General features: G+C 64.8%; 20 protein-coding genes. 11 read left to right on the top strand and 9 right to left on the bottom strand.

What is annotated here, in order from left to right; genetic code table 11:
* Positions 1 to 60: 60 nt before the first annotated feature.
* Positions 61 to 1089, bottom strand: coding sequence for an NAD-dependent epimerase/dehydratase family protein (locus KIT02_RS12005; RefSeq protein WP_297578004.1), 1029 nt, complete (start codon positions 1087 to 1089; stop codon positions 61 to 63).
* Positions 1090 to 1156: 67 nt separating this feature from the next.
* Between KIT02_RS12005 and KIT02_RS12000 the strand changes: the two genes are divergently transcribed.
* Entirely contained in the window at positions 1157 to 1729 is a 573-nt protein-coding gene (locus KIT02_RS12000; protein ID WP_297578002.1) for a TetR/AcrR family transcriptional regulator, read from the top strand.
* A 176-nt stretch (positions 1730 to 1905) separates the two neighbouring features.
* Here the strand turns inward: KIT02_RS12000 and KIT02_RS11995 are convergent, their stop codons facing one another.
* The gene (locus KIT02_RS11995; RefSeq protein WP_297578001.1) at positions 1906 to 2913 is read right to left on the bottom strand and encodes a Gfo/Idh/MocA family oxidoreductase; all 1008 of its coding nucleotides are present in this window, start codon (positions 2911 to 2913) and stop codon (positions 1906 to 1908) included.
* A 184-nt stretch (positions 2914 to 3097) separates the two neighbouring features.
* Here KIT02_RS11995 and KIT02_RS11990 point away from each other — a divergent pair, with 184 nt between their 5' ends.
* The 3 genes from KIT02_RS11990 to KIT02_RS11980 are packed head-to-tail and all read left to right on the top strand — an operon-like array spanning position 3098 to position 5624.
* Positions 3098 to 4471: a hypothetical protein gene (locus KIT02_RS11990; RefSeq protein ID WP_297577999.1), complete on the top strand. Its 1374-nt coding sequence runs from the start codon at positions 3098 to 3100 to the stop codon at positions 4469 to 4471.
* Positions 4468 to 5286: a hypothetical protein gene (locus tag KIT02_RS11985; protein ID WP_297577997.1), complete on the top strand. Its 819-nt coding sequence runs from the start codon at positions 4468 to 4470 to the stop codon at positions 5284 to 5286. The genes KIT02_RS11990 and KIT02_RS11985 overlap by 4 nt, the downstream gene beginning before the upstream one ends.
* Before the next feature lie 59 nt (positions 5287 to 5345).
* Positions 5346 to 5624: a hypothetical protein gene (locus KIT02_RS11980; RefSeq protein ID WP_297577995.1), complete on the top strand. Its 279-nt coding sequence runs from the start codon at positions 5346 to 5348 to the stop codon at positions 5622 to 5624.
* A gap of 251 nt (positions 5625 to 5875) precedes the next feature.
* Here the strand turns inward: KIT02_RS11980 and KIT02_RS11975 are convergent, their stop codons facing one another.
* Entirely contained in the window at positions 5876 to 6886 is a 1011-nt protein-coding gene (locus KIT02_RS11975; RefSeq protein ID WP_297577993.1) for an LLM class flavin-dependent oxidoreductase, read from the bottom strand.
* A gap of 133 nt (positions 6887 to 7019) precedes the next feature.
* Between KIT02_RS11975 and KIT02_RS11970 the strand changes: the two genes are divergently transcribed.
* The 3 genes from KIT02_RS11970 to KIT02_RS11960 all read left to right on the top strand — a co-directional run bounded on the left by KIT02_RS11970 (position 7020) and on the right by KIT02_RS11960 (position 9197).
* The gene (locus tag KIT02_RS11970) at positions 7020 to 7574 is read left to right on the top strand and encodes a fasciclin domain-containing protein (RefSeq protein WP_297577991.1); all 555 of its coding nucleotides are present in this window, start codon (positions 7020 to 7022) and stop codon (positions 7572 to 7574) included.
* 148 nt (positions 7575 to 7722) lie between these two features.
* Positions 7723 to 8304, top strand: a complete 582-nt coding sequence (locus KIT02_RS11965; protein ID WP_297577990.1) for an acyloxyacyl hydrolase — start codon at positions 7723 to 7725, stop codon at positions 8302 to 8304.
* A gap of 338 nt (positions 8305 to 8642) precedes the next feature.
* The gene (locus KIT02_RS11960; protein WP_297577988.1) at positions 8643 to 9197 is read left to right on the top strand and encodes a hypothetical protein; all 555 of its coding nucleotides are present in this window, start codon (positions 8643 to 8645) and stop codon (positions 9195 to 9197) included.
* On the opposite strand, the gene KIT02_RS11955 is transcribed toward KIT02_RS11960, so the two are convergent.
* Entirely contained in the window at positions 9194 to 10384 is a 1191-nt protein-coding gene (locus KIT02_RS11955; protein WP_297577986.1) for an NAD(P)/FAD-dependent oxidoreductase, read from the bottom strand. The two genes, KIT02_RS11960 and KIT02_RS11955, sit on opposite strands and share 4 nt — an antisense overlap.
* Positions 10385 to 10541: 157 nt before the next feature.
* Positions 10542 to 11237 (bottom strand): hypothetical protein, encoded by a 696-nt coding sequence (locus KIT02_RS11950; protein WP_297577985.1) that lies wholly within the window; start codon positions 11235 to 11237, stop codon positions 10542 to 10544.
* 322 nt (positions 11238 to 11559) lie between these two features.
* Between KIT02_RS11950 and KIT02_RS11945 the strand changes: the two genes are divergently transcribed.
* The 3 genes from KIT02_RS11945 (at position 11560) to KIT02_RS11935 (ending at position 14536) form a co-directional block, all read left to right on the top strand.
* Positions 11560 to 12600: an aspartate-semialdehyde dehydrogenase gene (locus KIT02_RS11945; RefSeq protein WP_297577980.1), complete on the top strand. Its 1041-nt coding sequence runs from the start codon at positions 11560 to 11562 to the stop codon at positions 12598 to 12600.
* 176 nt (positions 12601 to 12776) lie between these two features.
* On the top strand, positions 12777 to 13655 hold the full coding sequence (locus tag KIT02_RS11940) for an EamA family transporter (RefSeq protein WP_297577978.1): 879 nt from the start codon (positions 12777 to 12779) through the stop codon (positions 13653 to 13655).
* The gene (locus KIT02_RS11935; RefSeq protein ID WP_297577976.1) at positions 13655 to 14536 is read left to right on the top strand and encodes an EamA family transporter; all 882 of its coding nucleotides are present in this window, start codon (positions 13655 to 13657) and stop codon (positions 14534 to 14536) included. Before KIT02_RS11940 ends, KIT02_RS11935 begins: the two co-directional genes overlap by 1 nt.
* A gap of 6 nt (positions 14537 to 14542) precedes the next feature.
* Here KIT02_RS11935 and KIT02_RS11930 read toward each other — a convergent pair whose 3' ends face one another.
* The 3 genes from KIT02_RS11930 to KIT02_RS11920 form a co-directional block, all read right to left on the bottom strand.
* Complete coding sequence (locus KIT02_RS11930; protein WP_297577974.1) at positions 14543 to 14797, bottom strand: hypothetical protein; 255 nt, start codon at positions 14795 to 14797, stop codon at positions 14543 to 14545.
* Between the two features lie 131 nt (positions 14798 to 14928).
* Positions 14929 to 15177, bottom strand: a complete 249-nt coding sequence (locus KIT02_RS11925; protein ID WP_297577972.1) for a hypothetical protein — start codon at positions 15175 to 15177, stop codon at positions 14929 to 14931.
* A 366-nt stretch (positions 15178 to 15543) separates the two neighbouring features.
* Complete coding sequence (locus KIT02_RS11920; RefSeq protein WP_297577970.1) at positions 15544 to 16182, bottom strand: carbonic anhydrase; 639 nt, start codon at positions 16180 to 16182, stop codon at positions 15544 to 15546.
* A gap of 71 nt (positions 16183 to 16253) precedes the next feature.
* On the opposite strand from KIT02_RS11920, the gene KIT02_RS11915 reads away from it, so the two are divergent.
* Positions 16254 to 16460 carry a DUF1737 domain-containing protein gene (locus KIT02_RS11915; protein WP_297577968.1) on the top strand — a complete coding sequence of 69 codons (207 nt, stop codon included), beginning with the start codon at positions 16254 to 16256 and terminating at the stop codon, positions 16458 to 16460.
* A 191-nt stretch (positions 16461 to 16651) separates the two neighbouring features.
* Here the strand turns inward: KIT02_RS11915 and KIT02_RS11910 are convergent, their stop codons facing one another.
* Positions 16652 to 17239, bottom strand: a complete 588-nt coding sequence (locus KIT02_RS11910) for an NUDIX domain-containing protein (RefSeq protein ID WP_297577966.1) — start codon at positions 17237 to 17239, stop codon at positions 16652 to 16654.
* Positions 17240 to 17322: the final 83 nt, after the last annotated feature.

Genomic DNA, 17322 nt, shown 5'->3' with positions numbered 1-17322 from the left:
CGCGGGGCAGGGCAAGGGGTGCGGCGGTGGATGTGATGCGCCGCGCCCCCCTTTGTTCGGTCAGACGAGGCCGTGCTGGATCAGGCTTTCGGCGGTGGCGAGTACGGCGGTTTCGGCCGGGATGAGCGGCTGGCCGAGAAGGGCGATGGAGGGGGCGGCGTCGAGGCGCTTGGCATAGCCCAATTCGCCCAGATTATCGCGCACGTCGCGATCAAAGAGCGCATAGAGACGCACGGCAAGATCGGGCATCTGCAAGCGGGGAATCCGCCGGTCGGGGTAGCGCTGGCGCAGGGTTCGGGCGACATCGATGAAATATTGCGGCGCGACCGCCAGCGGGAAGCGCTGGCCGCCTGCCTCGGGCGTGGTCATGGCCGCCAGATGGGCCGCCGCGACGTCGCGTACATCGACCGGGGTGATGGGAATGCGCGGGGCCGCCGGCACGGAGCCATCGAGCAGGCGGCGGACGAGGAGGGCCGAGGTGCCCGGATCCTCATCGAGCAGGGGGCCGAAAATGGCGCCGGGATTGATGGTGGCGAGGTCGGCGCGGCGGCCCGCGTCGTCCATCATCTGCCAGGCGCGGCGCTCGGCGCGGGTCTTGGATTCGACATAGGCGTTGATGGGGCGGCCATCGAGCCGGGTCCAGTCGGCGGCAGAAAAGCAGGGCGCCCCGGTCTTGTCGTGGCCATAGGCAATCGCGGCCATGGAAGAGGTCAGCACGATGCGCTTCACCCCGGCCCGCAGGGCGGCGCCGATGGCGCGCTCGGTGCCCTCGACGGCCGGGCGGATCAACTCGTTGCGGTCATCGGGCATGTTGAGCACGAAGGGAGAGGCGGTGTGCTGCAAAAAGCTCACGCCGTCCATGGCGGCATCCCAGCCTGCGTCCCGGGTCAGGTTCAGTTCGACAAAGCTCAGCCCTTTGGTGTCGGCCCCGGCCCTGGCCAGGGTGTCGCGCACCTTGTCGGCCTTGGCGAGGGACCGGACGCTGCCGCGCACGGGAAACCCGGCTTTCAGCAAAGCAAGGGCGACATGGCCGCCCAGAAAGCCGGAAATACCGGTCAAAAGAACAGTCTCTTTGTGGGCCTCTGTCATGGGTCACTCCTTGATTTGAACGAAACATACGTATATCGTTCAATTAGTTCAAGAGTTGGAGCCAAAGATGGTGAAGGCAAGCGGGGATCGGGCGGCGGAAAAGCGCGAGCGCATCCTCGTTGCGGCGCGCCGGCTCTTCCTGCGCCAGGGCCTGCGGGCGACCACCATGGAGGCCATTGCGCGCGAAGCCCAGATCGCCAAGCCGACGCTTTACACCCAGTTTGCCGACAAGCATGCCGTGTTCGGGGCGCTGCTCGAGCAGCTGATCGCGGCCAAGCATGAGGCCTTTTTGCGGGCGCTGTCTGCCGAGGGCACCATCAGCGAGCGGGTGGGGCGAGCGCTGGTGGCCAAGTTTGCGGTGATTTCCGAGCTCCTGGCGGGCTCGGCCCATGCCGATGAACTGTTTGCGGCCCATGCCGAGGGGGCTGACCTCTTCGCCCGTTCCAACCGCTTCATCGCCCAGGCGCTGGGGGGCGCGCTGGCGGAGGCGGGCCTTGCCCGGCCCGATCAGCTTGCCGGCCTTCTGCTGGCCGCCGCCAAGGGCGTGGCGGAAAGCGGCATCACGTCCGAGCGCCTGGGCGACGACCTGATGATGCTGACCGCGCGATTGCTGGGGCCTGATATCGCGGCAGGCGGGTAGGGACCCTTGCGCATCTACCATTGGACGGACTGGCGGCCCTTTTGCGGATGAGGGGTTCAAATGGCTTAGTCAGGGGACGTTCACCCCTCACCCCGGGCCTCTCCCCATACGGGCGAGGGGGCGATGGAGCCGGTGGGTCAGTGCTCAAATATAAGGCTCTGGTCGTTGGCCGCGCGTTACGGGCCGACCCGGGCCCAGGCGCCGGTCTTTTCGCTTTCGAAGATGGCATCGATGACGCGCATGGAGGCGATGGCGTCGTCGACGCCCCAGGGCAGGGGTTTCTTGCCCAGCACGGCCTGGGCAAAGGCTTCGGCCTGTTCGGTATATTGATCGCAGGCGGGCAGGATTTCGCGGCGGGCCAGGGCGCCATCAAAGGGCGCGCCGATATCGACGGTGATGGCGGTGCGCTCATTGGCCGGGGCGTTGAAGGGAATGATGATCTCGGCCTTGGCCCTGGTACCCAGGATCAGGACGCGCTGATGCGGGGCCGCCTGGGTGGAGCAGGTGAAGCTGAGCTGGCGGCCATTGCCGAAATCGGCGATGACGCTGGCCAGCCGATCGGTGCCAAAGGCGGGATCGCGCTCGACCAGTGAAACCAGCCTAAGCGGCTCGGCCTCGAAGAAATAGCGCGCCGCGGTGATCGGATAGCAGCCGATATCCATGATGCCGCCGCCGCCGATATCGGCCTGGTTGCGGACATTGGCCGGATCGACATTGTGATAGGCGAAGATGGCATTGATGCTGCGGATTTCGCCCAATTCGCCCGAGCGGATGATGTCGCGGATGCGGGCCCATTGAGGATGGAAGCGCACCATGAAGGCTTCGAGAAAGACGATATTGCCGGGAATGTCGCGGAGCTGGCCGGCCTCTTCGGCCGAAAGCGCAATGGGCTTTTCGCACAGCACGTGCTTGCCGGCGCGCGCCGCGGCCAGGGTCATGGGCACATGCAGGTGATTGGGCAGGGGGTTGTAGATGGCGTCGATGTCCGGATCGGCGAACAGTGCCTCATAGGAGCCGTGGGCCCTGGCAATGCCGAGCCTGGCGGCCGCGGCTTCGGCCTTGCCCAGATCACGCGAGGCAATGGCGACGACCTCGCAGCTCGGGGCCTGCTGAATGGCCGGAATGACCTTCTGCATGCCGATATTGGCGGTGGACAGAATGCCCCAGCGGATCTTTTGCGTCATCTTGGCCTCCATGCGATGGCTCCTGCCTAAAGTGCGGGGCCGGCTGCCGCAAGGGGCGGAGGATTTCACCGACTTGTCATCGCCCCGGCATTAACCTTGGGCCGTTCGCCTCGCTTCTGCCTGCTTTGGCTGTGTTAACCTGAGGTTAAGGCCCGGTGGCGGGCCAGAGCGTTGCGGGGACCTGATGCAGCTCAAGCCAAATGCCTTCCGCCTGCATGAAACCGCCAGAGGCGTGGAAACCATGACGCGCTTCGCGCTGGCGGTGCTGTCGCTGGCCTCGGGTGTCTATACCTATCTCGGTGTGCGCGGCCTGCTCGATGGTTCGGCGACCTTCGTGTTCTTCGCCGCCATCATCTATTCGGCGGCGGTGTCAGTCGCCATCTATGCCTTCTGGACCTATATGATGCGCTTCGTGCCGCTGGTGATCAGCGGCGTGCAGCGGGTCGGCCTGTTCATCACCATGGCCATTGGCTGCGCCATGATCATCGCCATGAGTTCGTGGCTGAATGCGGCGGCGCTGGCCGGTTCGGCGGCGCTGGAACAGCATATGGCGGTGACGCTGCAGGGCTATGCCGCCGATCTCGACGATGCCCATGCCAAGGCGCTCGCGACCCAGAGCCTCTTGCCCGACGTCGAGCGCGCCTCGGCCCGCTTTGCTGCCCTGGCGCAGGACGAGCGCGACAGCGGCGCACTGACCGGCACGCAGGGCTCGGGCAGCGTCGTGCAATTGCTCACCCAGATGAGCACGCAGATGACCCAGCTGGCCGCGACCATTACCGGCTCGCGCGACGAGGTGTCCGAGCTTTTCGAACAGGGGTCGGCGCGGCTGGCCAGCATGCGCGAACTGGTATCGACGCCAGGCGCCATCGAGCCGCGTTCGGACGCTTTCCAGGCCGAGGCGGTGCAACTGTCGGCTGTGATCGCGGCCCTGCAGCAGACCGATGTGGCTGCCTCGGTGCAGCGGGCGGCGACGGACCTCTCGGCCGGGTTCATTGCGCCGGTGGCCAATGGCGGATCGGCGGACCTCGCCAACCGGCAGGACCAGGTGATGGAAACCGTACGGGCTTCGGTGGCGGCGCAATCGGCGGCGCTGACGGCGGCAGCCGATGAAATCCTGGCGCAGCCGGCGGTGGAGCAGCGCCGTTTCGTGCCCCTGTCTTCGGCCGAAGCGGTGATCCGCTACTGGCAGGATTTCGTGCCCTCCTGGGCCGGTGCGATCTCCATCGACCTGTTGCCGGTGGTGCTGGTGCTGGTGCTGATGGTGGTCAATGACGCCATGCGCCGGGAGGCCGAGACGCTCAAGGAAGCCGAGACCATCACCGCGGCAGAAATGCTCCGGGCCATGTCGCTTTACAAGCGCATGGAGGCAGAGGGCGCGGCCGAGGCGGCAGCGGCGCTGACCCCAAAGATCGAGGAATATCAGGCTACGCCACCCGCCGATCCGGCGGACGAAAAGGTGGTGGCGGAAAAGCCCGACCCGGCGGAGCCGGCCGACACCACGGTGACGCCGATCGACGCCGCCCAGCGCAAGCGTGGTGACGGACCGCGCCCGGCATGAAGACGGCAGCCAATGCGCGCGCCCGCAGCGACGAGGGCCCCTTCTACCGGCACGTGATCGCCTCGCTCGCCCGGATCGAGGATGGCGCCATCCTGCGCTTTGCCTTCTTCGCGCTGCTGGCCGGAACGCTGGGCGTGCTCTATGTCGACTTCCGTGAACTCAATGCCAATGCCCCGGCCTCGCTGACGGCGGTGCCGCAGCCCATCCTGCCGCCGGCCAGCGCGCCGGATGAAAATGGCCGGCCAAGGCCGCCGATCACCAGCGCGCCCGAGGTTCTGGACGAGCCGCTGGACATCGCGCTGGGCAGCGGCGGCCTGCTCTCCCTGACGGGCACGATCGACCCGGGATCGGCAGAGCGCTTTGCCGCCGAGATCGCGGCGCGCGGCGAATATGTGTCAAGAGTGCTGCTGGATTCGCCCGGAGGATCGGTCGACGATGCCCTCATGATCGGCCGGCTGATTCGGGAACAGGAGCTGTCGACCGAAGTGGCGGACGGCAAGCTCTGCGCATCGTCCTGCCCGCTGATTTTCGCTTCGGGAGCCGAGCGCTTTGCCGGCCGGGACGCGGCGATCGGCGTGCACCAGGTCTATGCGGCGGCGCTTTCCGGCGATGCGGTGGAGGCTTTGAGCGTGGCGGGCGTCGCCATGGCAGATGCGCAAAGGGTGACGGCAGAGATCACCCGGCATTTGAGCGAGAGTGGTGTCGATCCGGCCCTGTGGCTGCACGCGCTCGAGACGCCGCCGGACCGGCTCTACTATCTCAGCCCCGAGGAGATGGAGGCATACGACCTCGTCACCGACTGGCTGGAGAATTGATCGGCCGAACGGGAACCGCCGGAGGACGGCCCCGTTAGCCGCTATATGGAGGAGAGGCCATGCAACAGACACATATGTTGACCCGGCATCGGGATATCCAGAACTGGGTCAATGACCGGCACGGCAAGCCGGCCATTGCGCGGGTGCGCAATCAGCTCGGCCAGGAGCGGGCGCAGCTCAAGCTGCATTTCGACCGGCAGCGGGATGGCGAGCTCGATTGCGGCATGAGCCCGTGCTCGTGGAATGCCTGGCTCGCCGAACTGGACCGGCAGAACCTGGCGCTCAGGGTCGATCCGGCCGGCCGCTTCGACCTGGTGTCGCGCTCGACGCTGAACTAGGCGAAGCGGGATTGAGGGTAAACGGAGGTCCCCGCTTTCGCGGGGATGACACTGTGTTGTGATGGCCCGGTGAAGCGCACAGATCTGCTTGGCTCGAGTGCTGGTGCTCGCAGTTCGAGGTGGCGGCCAAACCCCTCACCCGGCCCTCTCCCCAAAGGGGCGAGGGGGCGATGGAGCCGGCACCCCGGTCGAGGCGGTGGTATCCGCGCTGTGTGCCGATGCAATTCAGGTGCGCGGTGTGCCGACGCCGTTCAGGCGCGTGGGGTGATGCCGAGGGCTTCGGCGAGCAGGGCATAGGAGCGGCGGCGCAGGTCGTAGGAATGGATGGTGGTGGTGATCATCACCTCGTCGGCGCCGGCTTCGCTGGCCTTGGCGCGGATGGTTTCGGCCATGTCCTGGGGATTGCCGACAAGCCAGAGACTGGACTGGTGGTCGATGACCTGCTGTTGCTGGGGCGACAATTGCCGCCGCGCGGCCTCTTCGGGCGGCATGAGTTGACGCTGTTCGCCGGTGACGAACAAGGCCCAGCTCACCGCCTGCGAGGTGGCGAGAAATTTCGCTTCTTCGGTGGTGGGCGCACAGATGACCGACAGGCAGAGGATGGTGCGCGGTTCGGCAAAATCGGCCGTCGGCTGGAACGCCTCGCGATAGGCAACGAAAGCCGGCGCGGCCGGTGTGTGGCTGAAATGGGCGGCAAAGGCATAGCCAAAGCCCAGTTGCCCGGCGGCCTGGGCACTGGCGCCGGACGAACCCAAGAGCCATTTGGGGGGCAGGGTGATGCCGCCCGGCGAGACCGGCACGCGCGCATAGGGATGGTCGGCCGGAAAACTCTCTTCGTCAAAAGCCATGAGCTCGGCCAGATAGGCCGAAAATTCCTCACCACTACCGCTGCGCAAGGCGCGCATGGCATAGCCGTCGCCGCCCGGGGCGCGACCGAGCCCCAGATCTATGCGGCCGGGATGAAGCGCTTCGAGGGTGCGATAGGCCTCGGCAATGCGCAAAGGCGCGTGGTTGAGCAGCATCACCCCGCCCGAGCCGATGCGTATGCCGCTGGTGGCGGAAGCGGCGCTGCCGATCAGGATTTCGGGCACGGATGAGGCAATCGAGGGCATGCCGTGATGCTCGGCATACCAGAGCCGCTCATAGCCCAGCCGATCCGCTGCCTGGGCCAGGCGCACGGTTTCCGCCATTGCCTCTTGCGTGGACGTCCCCTGGGCAATGGGTGCGAGATCCTGAAGCGACAGGCGGAAAGGGACGGACATGGCTCAACTTTCGGTCTTTGTTTTATCGGTAGATCACGATGATGAGCCGTCGCGTCAAGGGCGGGCGAAACTTTTCTCTCCTCGCCGCCGTAGCTCCTACCGACGAACAGATCGTCTCAAGGGAGGAATAATCATGCTTACAAAACTGCTCGGGGCCGTCGCCCTTGCCGCCAGCCTCACCCTTTCGGGTGCCGCCTATGCCCAGTCGAACCCCATGGTGGGTGGGGCCGCCATGTTCGCCGACAAGAACATTGTCGAGAACGCGGTCAATTCCAAGGATCACACGACGCTGGTCGCGGCCGTTACCGCTGCCGGGCTGGTCGATACGCTGCAGAGCGCGGGCCCGTTCACGGTGTTCGCCCCGGTCAACCGTGCCTTTGCGGCCCTGCCGGCGGGTACGGTCGATACGCTGCTCATGCCGGAAAACAAGGCGCAGCTGGTCAAGATCCTGACCGCACATGTGCTGCCGGGAAAATACACGGCCGAAGACCTGATGATGCGCGCCGATGAGAATCCCGGCGGCTTCCTCATCAAGACCGTTTCCGGCGACAACCTGCAATTCACCAAGCTGGGTGGCGTGCTCTATGTGGTGGACGAGAACGGCAATGCCGCCCGGATCACCATTTCCGACGTCAACCAGTCCAACGGCGTGATCCACGTCGTCAACAAGGTGCTGCTGCCCAAGTAAGTCCCTCCAGCTAGTGGCAGCGATGCGGGCCCGCAACAGCGGGCCCGTTTTTGTGTGGCGGGGGCAGGAGGCGGGGCGTGAGGAATTGACTTGTTAAGGTCTTGCTGCGCCTTATGAGCGCGGTTCCTCAGACTGGAAGATGCCGCGCGTGCGTAACCTGCTCCCGATCCTTGCCCTTGCTGCCCTGGCCCTGCCGGTCCAGGCGCAGGACATGTTCGATCCGCGCCCGTCGGCCAGTTTCGTCGATGAACTGCGCATCGGCCTCAATGCCCATGACGTGGACACCACGCTCGTGCCCTTCAATTTCGGCAATTGGAAACTCAACCAGATCGAAGACATCAGCTTCGATGTGCTGTTCGTTTCGCCCGATATCGATGCCTTCCGCTGGATCGGCGCGCCGCGCCCGGAAGTGGGCGCCACCATCAATTTCGATGGCCAGGACAGCATCGCCCATGCGGGCCTCACCTGGCAGTTGCCGCTGTTCGATACCCCGGTCTATCTCGAAGGCACGCTGGGCGCAGCCATCCATGACGGCTACCTGACCGGGGCGCCGGCCGGGCGCAAGAATTTCGGCTGCCGTGTCAATTTCTACGAGCGCTTCGGCGTCGGCATGCATCTCAGCGACCAGGCCACGGCGACGCTGACTTATGAGCACACCTCCAACAATGGCTGGTGCTCGGCCAATGACGGATTGTCCAATTTCGGCCTCAGGCTGGGCTGGAAGTTCTAGGACTTTCTACGACCGAACTCATCTTGCGACCGGCGCCTGGCCTTCTGCTCTTGTGGCAGGAGCGGAACGCGGGCGGACGGATCTGTGCCGAGCCGAGGCTGGAAAACACCCCCACCTAGCTCTGCTAGGGCCCTGCGGGCCCGAGCGGCGCTACCTCCCCCATCAAGGGGGAGGTGAAGGGGGTCGAAACGATTGGTCAGTCCCCGATGAAACTGTTCAGTACTGATAGACCGCTCTCGAGGCGGCTTTGCGTTAACGCGCGATTAAAGACAATTTTCATCAAAACTTGCCGATCCGGGCGCGGGGGCGCCCAATGGCGCTGTCCCAAGGAGAGCGCCATGAAGTCCAGTTTTGTCCGCGCCATGGTTGTTGCCGGAGTGCTCCTTATGGCCCCGGCCGCCTGGGCGCAGTTCCTGCCATTCGAGGTGCGCGGTGGCGTCGTTGCCTCCGGCGTGACTGATCCGGGCGCCGACCTGTTCGATCCGACGCGGTTGCGCAATGCCAATGTGGAACTGCTTTATGCGCTGCCGAACTTCGGCGACATGGCGCTTCTGGGCGAGTTGCGGCCACATCTGGGCGCCACGGTCAGCTTCACCGGCCAGGAGCACCTGCTCTATGCCGGCATGAGCTGGACGGTAAGCGCGCCGCTGCTCCCGGTCTTTGCCGAAGCGAGCCTGGGTGGAGCGCTGCAGAGTGGGGCGCTGGAGCCGGCGGGCACGCCGACGCGCTTCGGTTGCGCCACCCTGGCGCGCGGGGCGGGCAGCGTCGGCGTTAATGTCCTGCCGGGGGTGTCGCTGATCGGCACCGTGTCCCATGTCAGCGATTTCGGACTGTGCGGGGTGCCGGACAATGGCCGCACCGATGTTTCGGTGCGGTTGGGTATTCGCTTTTAGGCGTCCTGCCCGGCGGCCCAACCGGAGGCCCAGGCCCATTGGAAATTATAGCCGCCGAGCCAGCCGGTGACATCGACCGCTTCGCCGACGAAATAGAGCCCCGGCACGGTACGGGCCATCATGGTCCTGGCGTCGAGACCCTTGGTGTCGATGCCGCCCAGCGTCACCTCGGCGGTGCGATAGCCCTCCGAGCCGACGGGCTTGAGGCGCCAGTTGGACACAAGGTCGGCGGCGGCGGCGAGTTTCTTGTCGGAAAGATCCCCGATCATGCCGGGCTGGTCGATGATCTCGCCCATCAATTGTGCCAGCCGCTTGGGCAGGTGCTCGCTGAGGACGGTCTGGATGTGTTGCTTGGGCGTCGCCTTGCGTGCTTCGCGCAACAGGGCCAGCGCGTCGCGGCCGGGCAGCAGGTCGACGGCGATGGCGTCGCCGTCGCGCCAATAGGATGAAATCTGCAGGATTGCGGGACCGGAGAGGCCGCGATGGGTGAAGAGCAGCGCCTCCTCGAAGCCCGTCTTGCCATGGCGGACCACCGCATTGGTGGAGAGCCCTGCCAGGGGCTTCAGCTTTTCGAGGGCGCCGGGCTCGAACATCAGCGGCACCAGAGCCGGGCGGGTCTCGGTGACGCCGAGGCCGAACTGGCGGGCAATGTCATAGGCGAGGCCGGTGGCGCCCATCTTGGGAATGGATTTGCCGCCCGTCGCCACCACCAGGCTCTGGGTGGTGACCCGCCCGTCGCCGACCATCACATCGAACCCTTCCGCCGTGCTCTCGATGCTGCCCACGCTCCGGCCGGTCCAGATGGCGGCGCCGGCCTGGCGGAGGTCATTGGTCAGCATGGAAACGATCTGGGTCGCCGGGCCATCGCAGAACAACTGGCCCAGGGTCTTTTCGTGAAAGGCGATCCCCTGTTTGCGCACCCGCTCGATGAACATGTCGGGGGTAAAGCGGGACAGGGCCGAGAGGGCAAAGCGCGGATTGCTGCCCAGGAACCGGTCGCGGCCAGTGGTATGGGTGGCGTTGATATTGGTGAAGTTGCAGCGGCCACCGCCGGAAATGCGGATCTTTTCGCCCGGATCGCGGGCGTGATCGACGACCAGCACCCGCCGTCCGCGCCGGGCGGCTTCGATGCCGGCCATCATGCCGGCGGCTCCGGCCCCCAGAACGATCACGTCAAAATCGGGCATGGTCTTCTCCTGGGTCCGGCATCACCACGGGCGCAACTGCCGGTCGGGAGCCTGTCGTGCCCCGGGACAGCCCGGCCGCGCGCTCCAGGTCCTTGCATAGCCGCCTTGGCGACCAAGGCTCTATTGGCCCATGGCCGGATTGGCAAGGGCCGCGCCGTCAGTCCCCGAGACGCTGATAAGTGACCGGCAGGGTGATGGTGCAGGCCTTCTGGCCGGGCACAAGTGTTACCGCGCGCAATGCGCCGGACAGGCTTTCGGTGCCATCGACGACCAGATCATAGGTGGCGAACATGGCGTCCGAACCGGGCAGGGCCGCCCGATAGCGGTTCGGCGCGATCTTGATCCAGTCGACCGATTGATCCGGCAGGGCCTGGCCGGGATCAAAGGGCGTGGCAAAACGGATGCTGCCGGCTTCGGCGAGCTTGAGGCCGGACATGGCGTTTTCGACGCCCGGCGGGCAGTTTTCGGCCCCGGCCGTGCCCATGGTGACGGACCAGGCGCCGTCGCGGGGCTGCAGGCCGCCCAGATCGGGATAGGTGGTGATCACATGGGGCGCGCCGGTGCCGCCAAACAGGACATTGATCTCTTCCGGAGTACGCTGCATGTCGACATAGTCGACCTGTTCCCCGGCATTGTTCTCCAGAAACACTACCGGCTTGCCGCGTCCCTCGCCGGACAGCGTGCCCATCTTGTCAAGCAGGCGATCCATGTCCTCATAGGAAAAGGGCGTGAGATAGGCCTGGCAGCCATTGCCACCATAACAGTAGAGGACCGTGACCCGGTCCGCGGCCGGCTGGGCGGCAGCGGCGGTGGCCAGCAGGGACCAGGCCGCCAGAGCCAGTGAAATGCGCATGTTGGTGTCTCCAAACCCGGTGGGAATAGAGCAGAGGCCCGGACGGCCATCAAGTTCATTGACTCTTTCCTATTTGGGAGTATGAGAAGTCCTGCTTTTCATAGGAAGCAGTGTTCGTCATGCGCAGCCGCAGCTTTTTTGCCGCTCTTGCCACCGCCCGGCCCCAGGCCGGGGGCACGCTCGCCATGACCGAGACCACCAAAACCACCAAAACCGCCTGACGCTTGTCCCCGGGCCGTCTCCCGCCGGGGAGAGGCGCCAATCACAAGCCGCATCATCTGGTGCGCGGGGGCGGAAATGGTAAGGGACCGGAGTTCCAAAAATGGGTTATCGCGTCGCTGTCGTCGGGGCCACGGGCAATGTGGGCCGCGAAGTTCTCAACATTCTGGCCGAACGCAAGTTTCCGGCCGACGAGGTTTTTGCACTGGCCTCCTCGCGCTCGATCGGCCGGGAATTGTCCTTTGGCGACAAGATCCTCAAGGCCAAGGATCTGCAGCATTTCGACTTCTCGACCGTGGATTTCGCGATCATGTCGGCGGGCGGATCGATTTCCAAGGAATGGGCGCCGCGGATCGCGGCTGCCGGTGCCATCGTTATCGATAACTCCTCCTATTGGCGCTATCACTCGGACGTGCCGCTGATCGTGCCGGAAGTGAACGGGCATGTGCTCGATCGTTGGCTCAACGACCCCAAGCGCACCAATATCATTGCCAATCCGAACTGCTCGACGGCGCAATTGGTCGTGGCCCTGAAGCCCCTGCACGACGCGGCCACCATCACCCGCGCCGTGGTCTCGACCTATCAGTCGGTTTCCGGCGCCGGCAAGGAAGGCGTGGATGAGCTGTGGAACCAGACCAAGGGCATTTTCGTCAATGACAGCCCGAGCCCGCAGAAGTTTCCCAAGCAGATCGCCTTCAACGTCATCCCGCATATCGATGTGTTCATGGAAGACGGCTACACCAAGGAAGAGTGGAAGGTGCTGGCCGAAACTAAGAAGATCCTCGATCCCAAGATCAAGGTAACCTGCACCGCCGTGCGCGTGCCGGTTTTTGTGGGCCATTCCGAAGCGGTGAACCTTGAATTTGCCAAGCCGATCACGGCCGATGAAGCCCGCGATATCCTGCGCGAAGCACCGGGCATTTCCGTGCTCGACAAGCGCGAGGCCGGTGGCTACGCGACCCCGGTGGAAACCGTGGGCGAATACGACACCTATGTCAGCCGCATTCGCGAGGACGTGACGGTCGAAAATGGCCTCGCGCTGTGGGTGGTTTCGGACAATCTGCGCAAGGGCGCGGCGCTCAACACCATCCAGATCGCCGAGACGCTGATCGAAAAGGGCTTTGCCAGCCGGCTGGCGGCCTGAAGTTCACCTTCTCCCCGAGGGGGAGGGGAAAAGTAAGACATGACCGGCCCGGATGACCTGTGAAACGGCCTCCCTTCGGGGAGGCCGTCTGCTTTAGGCAGGACGGTTTGCCCAATTGCGGTCTTGAGCCGCGGACAGGGCAGGCGTAGAAGCACTACCGTACCGGACGTTACTCCATGCCCTTGCGCGATCTCCTCCTAGTCCTGCTCGTCGTGTCCATCTGGGGCGTGAACTTTGTCTTCATCCGCTGGGGTGTCGAGGATGTGCCGCCCCTGTTCATGACCGGGCTGCGCTATCTGGCGGCGGCGCTGCCGGCGGTGTTCTTCGTGCGCCGGCCCGATGTGCCGCTTGCCACCCTTGTGGGTTACGGGCTTGCCATCGGCGTGGCCCAGTTCGGGCTGCTGTTCATGGCCATCAGCCTGGGGATGCCATCGGGCCTCGCCTCGCTCATCATGCAGTTGCAGGCCTTTTTCACCTTTGCCCTGGCCTTCGTCTTCCTGGGCGAGCGCATCAACCGGTTCCAGTCCATCGGTGCCAGTATCGCCTTTGCCGGCATTGCGGTGATCGCGCTGGAACGGCTCGAACTCCATGTGCTGCTGCCGCTCCTGATGTGCGTGGCCTCGGCATTCTTCTGGGGCCTCTCCAACATCATCATCAAGAAAACCGGGCGGGTGGACATGTTCAGCTTCGTTGTGTGGTCGAGCCTGGTGCCGCCTGTGCCGCTCTTTGCCCTCTCCATGCTGGTCGAGGGGCCCGGGCCGGTCATCGACGGGCTCACCCGGATCAGCGGGCTGGGGCTGGCTTCCATCGCATTCAACGGCTATGCCGCCACCCTGATCGGCTTCGGTCTGTGGAGCGTCCTACTCAGCCGCTATCCGGCCAGCACCATTGCGCCCTTCTCGCTGCTGGTACCGGTGGCGGGCATGATCAGCGCCGGCCTGCTGCTGGGCGAAACCGTTACCGGCCTTGAAATCTGGGGCAGCGCCCTGGTCTTTGCCGGGCTGATGGTCAATGTTTTCGGGCCACGCCTGTCCATCCGGACCAGGGGCGCCTGATGCCGATCCGCCATGTGCTTCTGGCCCTGCTCGTCGTCTCCATCTGGGGCTTCAATTTCGTCGTCATCAAGCTGAGCGTCGAGGCGCTACCGCCGGTGCTGGCGGCGGCCCTGCGCTTTGCCGCAGCAGCCTTTCCGCTGATCCTGTTCGTGCGGCCACCCAAGGCGCCGGCCTGGACCGTCATCGGTTTCGGGCTGAGTTTCGGCTTTGCGCTCTACGCCTTTCTCAACCTGTCGATTTCATGGGGCATGCCCGCCGGGCTCAGCTCCATCGTGCTGCAGACCCAGGCCTTTTTCACCATGATGATGGCCTTTCTGCTTCTGGGAGAGCGGCCGAGCCGGTTCCAGATGCTGGGGGCAGCCATTGCCTTTGGCGGCATCGGCGTCATTGCCAGCGAGCGGGTGGGCAATGCGGGGCTTCTGCCCCTGTCGCTGACTCTGCTGGCGGCGATCAGCTGGGGCCTCGCCAATGTGCTGACCAAGAAGGCCGGCAAGGTCAATGCGCTCTCGTTTACGGTCTGGGGATCGCTGGCAGCGCCCTTGCCGCTCTTGGGCCTGTCGCTTTTGACCGAAGGCTGGCCGGCGATCAGCGCGGCCCTTATCGGCTTTTCGTGGAGCGATGCGGGCCTCATCGCCTTCCTGGCCTATCCGGCAACCCTGCTGGGTGGCGCCATCTGGAGCTGGCTCCTGGGCCGGCACCCCGCATCGGTGGTGGCGCCGTTCACCCTGCTGGTGCCCATCACCGGGCTGGCCTCGGGCTATCTGGTGCTGGGGGAAACAGTAACCCCGATCGAGATCGGCGGCGCGCTGCTGGTCATTGCCGGGTTGATCGTGACCCTGCGACGGGCCAAACGGGTCGAGCCGGCGATCCGGCTCGACTAGGCAGACCTATTCGGCGGCGGGCGCCGGGACCGTGCTGGGTTGCAGCGCGTCGAGTTCGTTGGCATCGAGACCACCGCTCATATTGAGGTCGGCGGCGTTGAATTCGTCTTCGGTGAGATCCGGCCAGACGGCGCGCAATTCCTCATAGCTCAACTCGCCATTGCCGTCGGTATCCACCTGGGCAAAGGTGAGGGGCGTCTGGGCGAGGGCGGCCGAGCCGGCAATGGCCAGGACGGCCAAGCTCAAAGCGATTTTCTTCATGGGAGTCTCCGGGGCGGGGTGTCTTCACCCCTCGCAAAATGCCGTCGCGCGGCATCGGAAAAAGCCGCGGCCACCCCGGGGACGTTCGGGGTGGCCGGCTGGTCTGTCGCCGTCAGGTGACAGGTACGGCCTTACTGGGCCGGTGCGGCAGAAGCGGCCACGAGGGCATCATATTCTTCAGCCGAGAGCTCGCCATTGCCGTCGGTGTCGGCAGCGGTGAACGCCTCTTCGGTCAGATCAGGCCAGGCCACCTGCGCTTCAGCCAGCGAGATGCTGCCATTGAGGTCGGTGTCCACCGAAGCGAAATCGGTGGCAGCCTGGGCCATGGCCGCAGTCGAAAGGCCGAGAGCGAAGAGGGAGGTCAGGACGATCTTACGCATGGGTTCATACTCCATGTTGACTTTGGGAGGAGACGGCAGCGGATTGTTCCGCAACCGACGGGTCGCTCTCCGGCGGCCCGTGGGACAGACAATCGCGGCCCAATGTGGCTGCTGCTCGTCTTCACTTTGGCGTGATCGGACTTTTGTCGGGGCTTTTTTCGGGCAGGTGGAAACGCCTTGCGGAACAGGTGTTGCAAGTTGCCGCCGGGCCGAACTTTTTGGGTCGTGCCAGTTCTTTGCCAGTGCCGGGGCCACCAATTGGGGCGGGGCAAGTGCAGCTTTGCGGCAGCGGCGTGGCAGCTTGCGGCGCGCAAATGAAAACGGCCGCCCCGAGGGACGGCCGTGACAGGAGATATCGGAGTGGGCTCAGATCACGGGGCGGATGAAGTCTCCATTATTGTCCATGACCCACAACTCGCCCGAGGAAATGTCGAACCAGGCGCCGTGTACCGCCAGCTTGCCTTCTTTTTCGAGCGCCGCGACATAGGGAAAGGTGCGCAGGTTGCGGATGGAATTGCGGATGGAAATGCGCTCCATGGCCGTTTGCCGCTCGGTATCGGTGAGCAGGCTGTTCTGCCCGAGCTGGCCGGGCAGCTCGCCCAGCATGCTCATCCACTTGCCGATGAAGTCGCCCGAATCGAGCGGCTTGAGGTTGGGATCGAGCGCCGCCTTGATGCCACCGCAGCGGCCGTGGCCCATGATCACCACATTGGAGATGGCCAGCGCCTTGACTGCGAACTCGATGGCCGCCGAGGTGCCGTGCTGGCCGCCATCGGGCTGGTAGGTCGGCACGAGATTGGCGACATTGCGCAGGACGAACAACTCGCCCGGCCCGGCATCGAAGATCAGTTCGGGCGCCGCGCGGCTGTCGCAACAGGCGATCATCAAGGTGGTCGGCTTCTGCCCGGCATCGGCGAGATCGCGATAGCGGTCGCGCTCGCGGGCATAGCGCCCGGACATGAAATTGGCATGGCCGTCGAGAAGGTGCTGAGGAAAACTGTGCATGGCGTCCCGATTAGCGTTAAGAGGCTTGCGGATCAATTGCCGGACCAGAATCCGGACAATGGGGGATGTGCATGCTTATCTACCGCTTTCTGACCGGGGAAGACGACTCTTCGTTTTGTCACAAGGTCACCAAGGCCCTTTCCGAGGGTTGGCAACTGCACGGCAGCCCGAGCTACGCCTATGATGCGGTGAGCAAGAAAATGCGCTGCGGCCAGGCAGTGACCCGGGTGGCCAAGGACCAGCCTTATGACCCGGACAAGAAGCTGGTCGACTACTAGTTCTCGTCACGTTTGGACTGACACGTCGGTGCCCTTCCCTTCTCCCCTGAGGGGAGAAGGTGGCGCGAGGCGCCGGATGAGGGGTTCACTTTCGCGTTCTTGCCGAGAAGCTTTCACCCCTCACCCCATCCCTCTCCCCTGAGGGGAGAGGGGGCGATGAAGGCGATGGTCCAGTTCACAGATGAAACGATCTAGCCAGGCACGAGGCCTGCCTGCAGCAGGGCAAGATGCTGGATCAGCACCACTGTCTTGGCATCGGTGATGGCGCCGGAGCTGACCATGGCGAGCGCGGCGGCAAATCCGATCTCGACCACTTCGATCTCTTCGCCTTCCGCTTCGATGCCGCCGCCGGCATGGCGGCGGGTGGTGGCATCATAGGTGCCGATATAGAGGCTGACCTTTTCGGTCAGCGATCCTGGGCTGGCATAGATATCGCAGACATGGCGGATGTCGCGTGGCGCGTGGCCGGTTTCTTCCAGCGCTTCGCGCGCCGCAGCGATTTCGGGGGCATCGCCGTCGAGCAGCCCGGCGCAGGCCTCCAGCATGTCGGCATCGTCGCCATTGCGCATGGCCGGGTAACGGAACTGACGCACCATCAACACCGTGTCGCGGCCTGGATCGTGCAGCAGCATGGCAGCGGCATTACCGTGGTCATAGACCTCCCGGTCGAAGCGCTGCACCTGACCGTCGCGGCGCCGGTAGTCGATGGTGGTCTTGCTGAGCGTGCCCCAGTTGCGGGCCAGTTCCTCGGTGGCGACAATCTTTACACGGTCGGTCATGCTGATCTCGATAGTCTCGGAGGGACGACGGCAAACGGCCCCGGGCGCGGGGTCCGGGGCCGAAATGGGGCGGGTCGGATAGG

This window comes from Devosia sp., assembly GCF_025809055.1.
In the GTDB taxonomy this organism is placed as follows: Bacteria; Pseudomonadota; Alphaproteobacteria; order Rhizobiales; family Devosiaceae; genus Devosia.
Note: the sequence above shows the minus strand (reverse complement) of the source record. Positions and strands in the feature narration are given on the sequence as shown.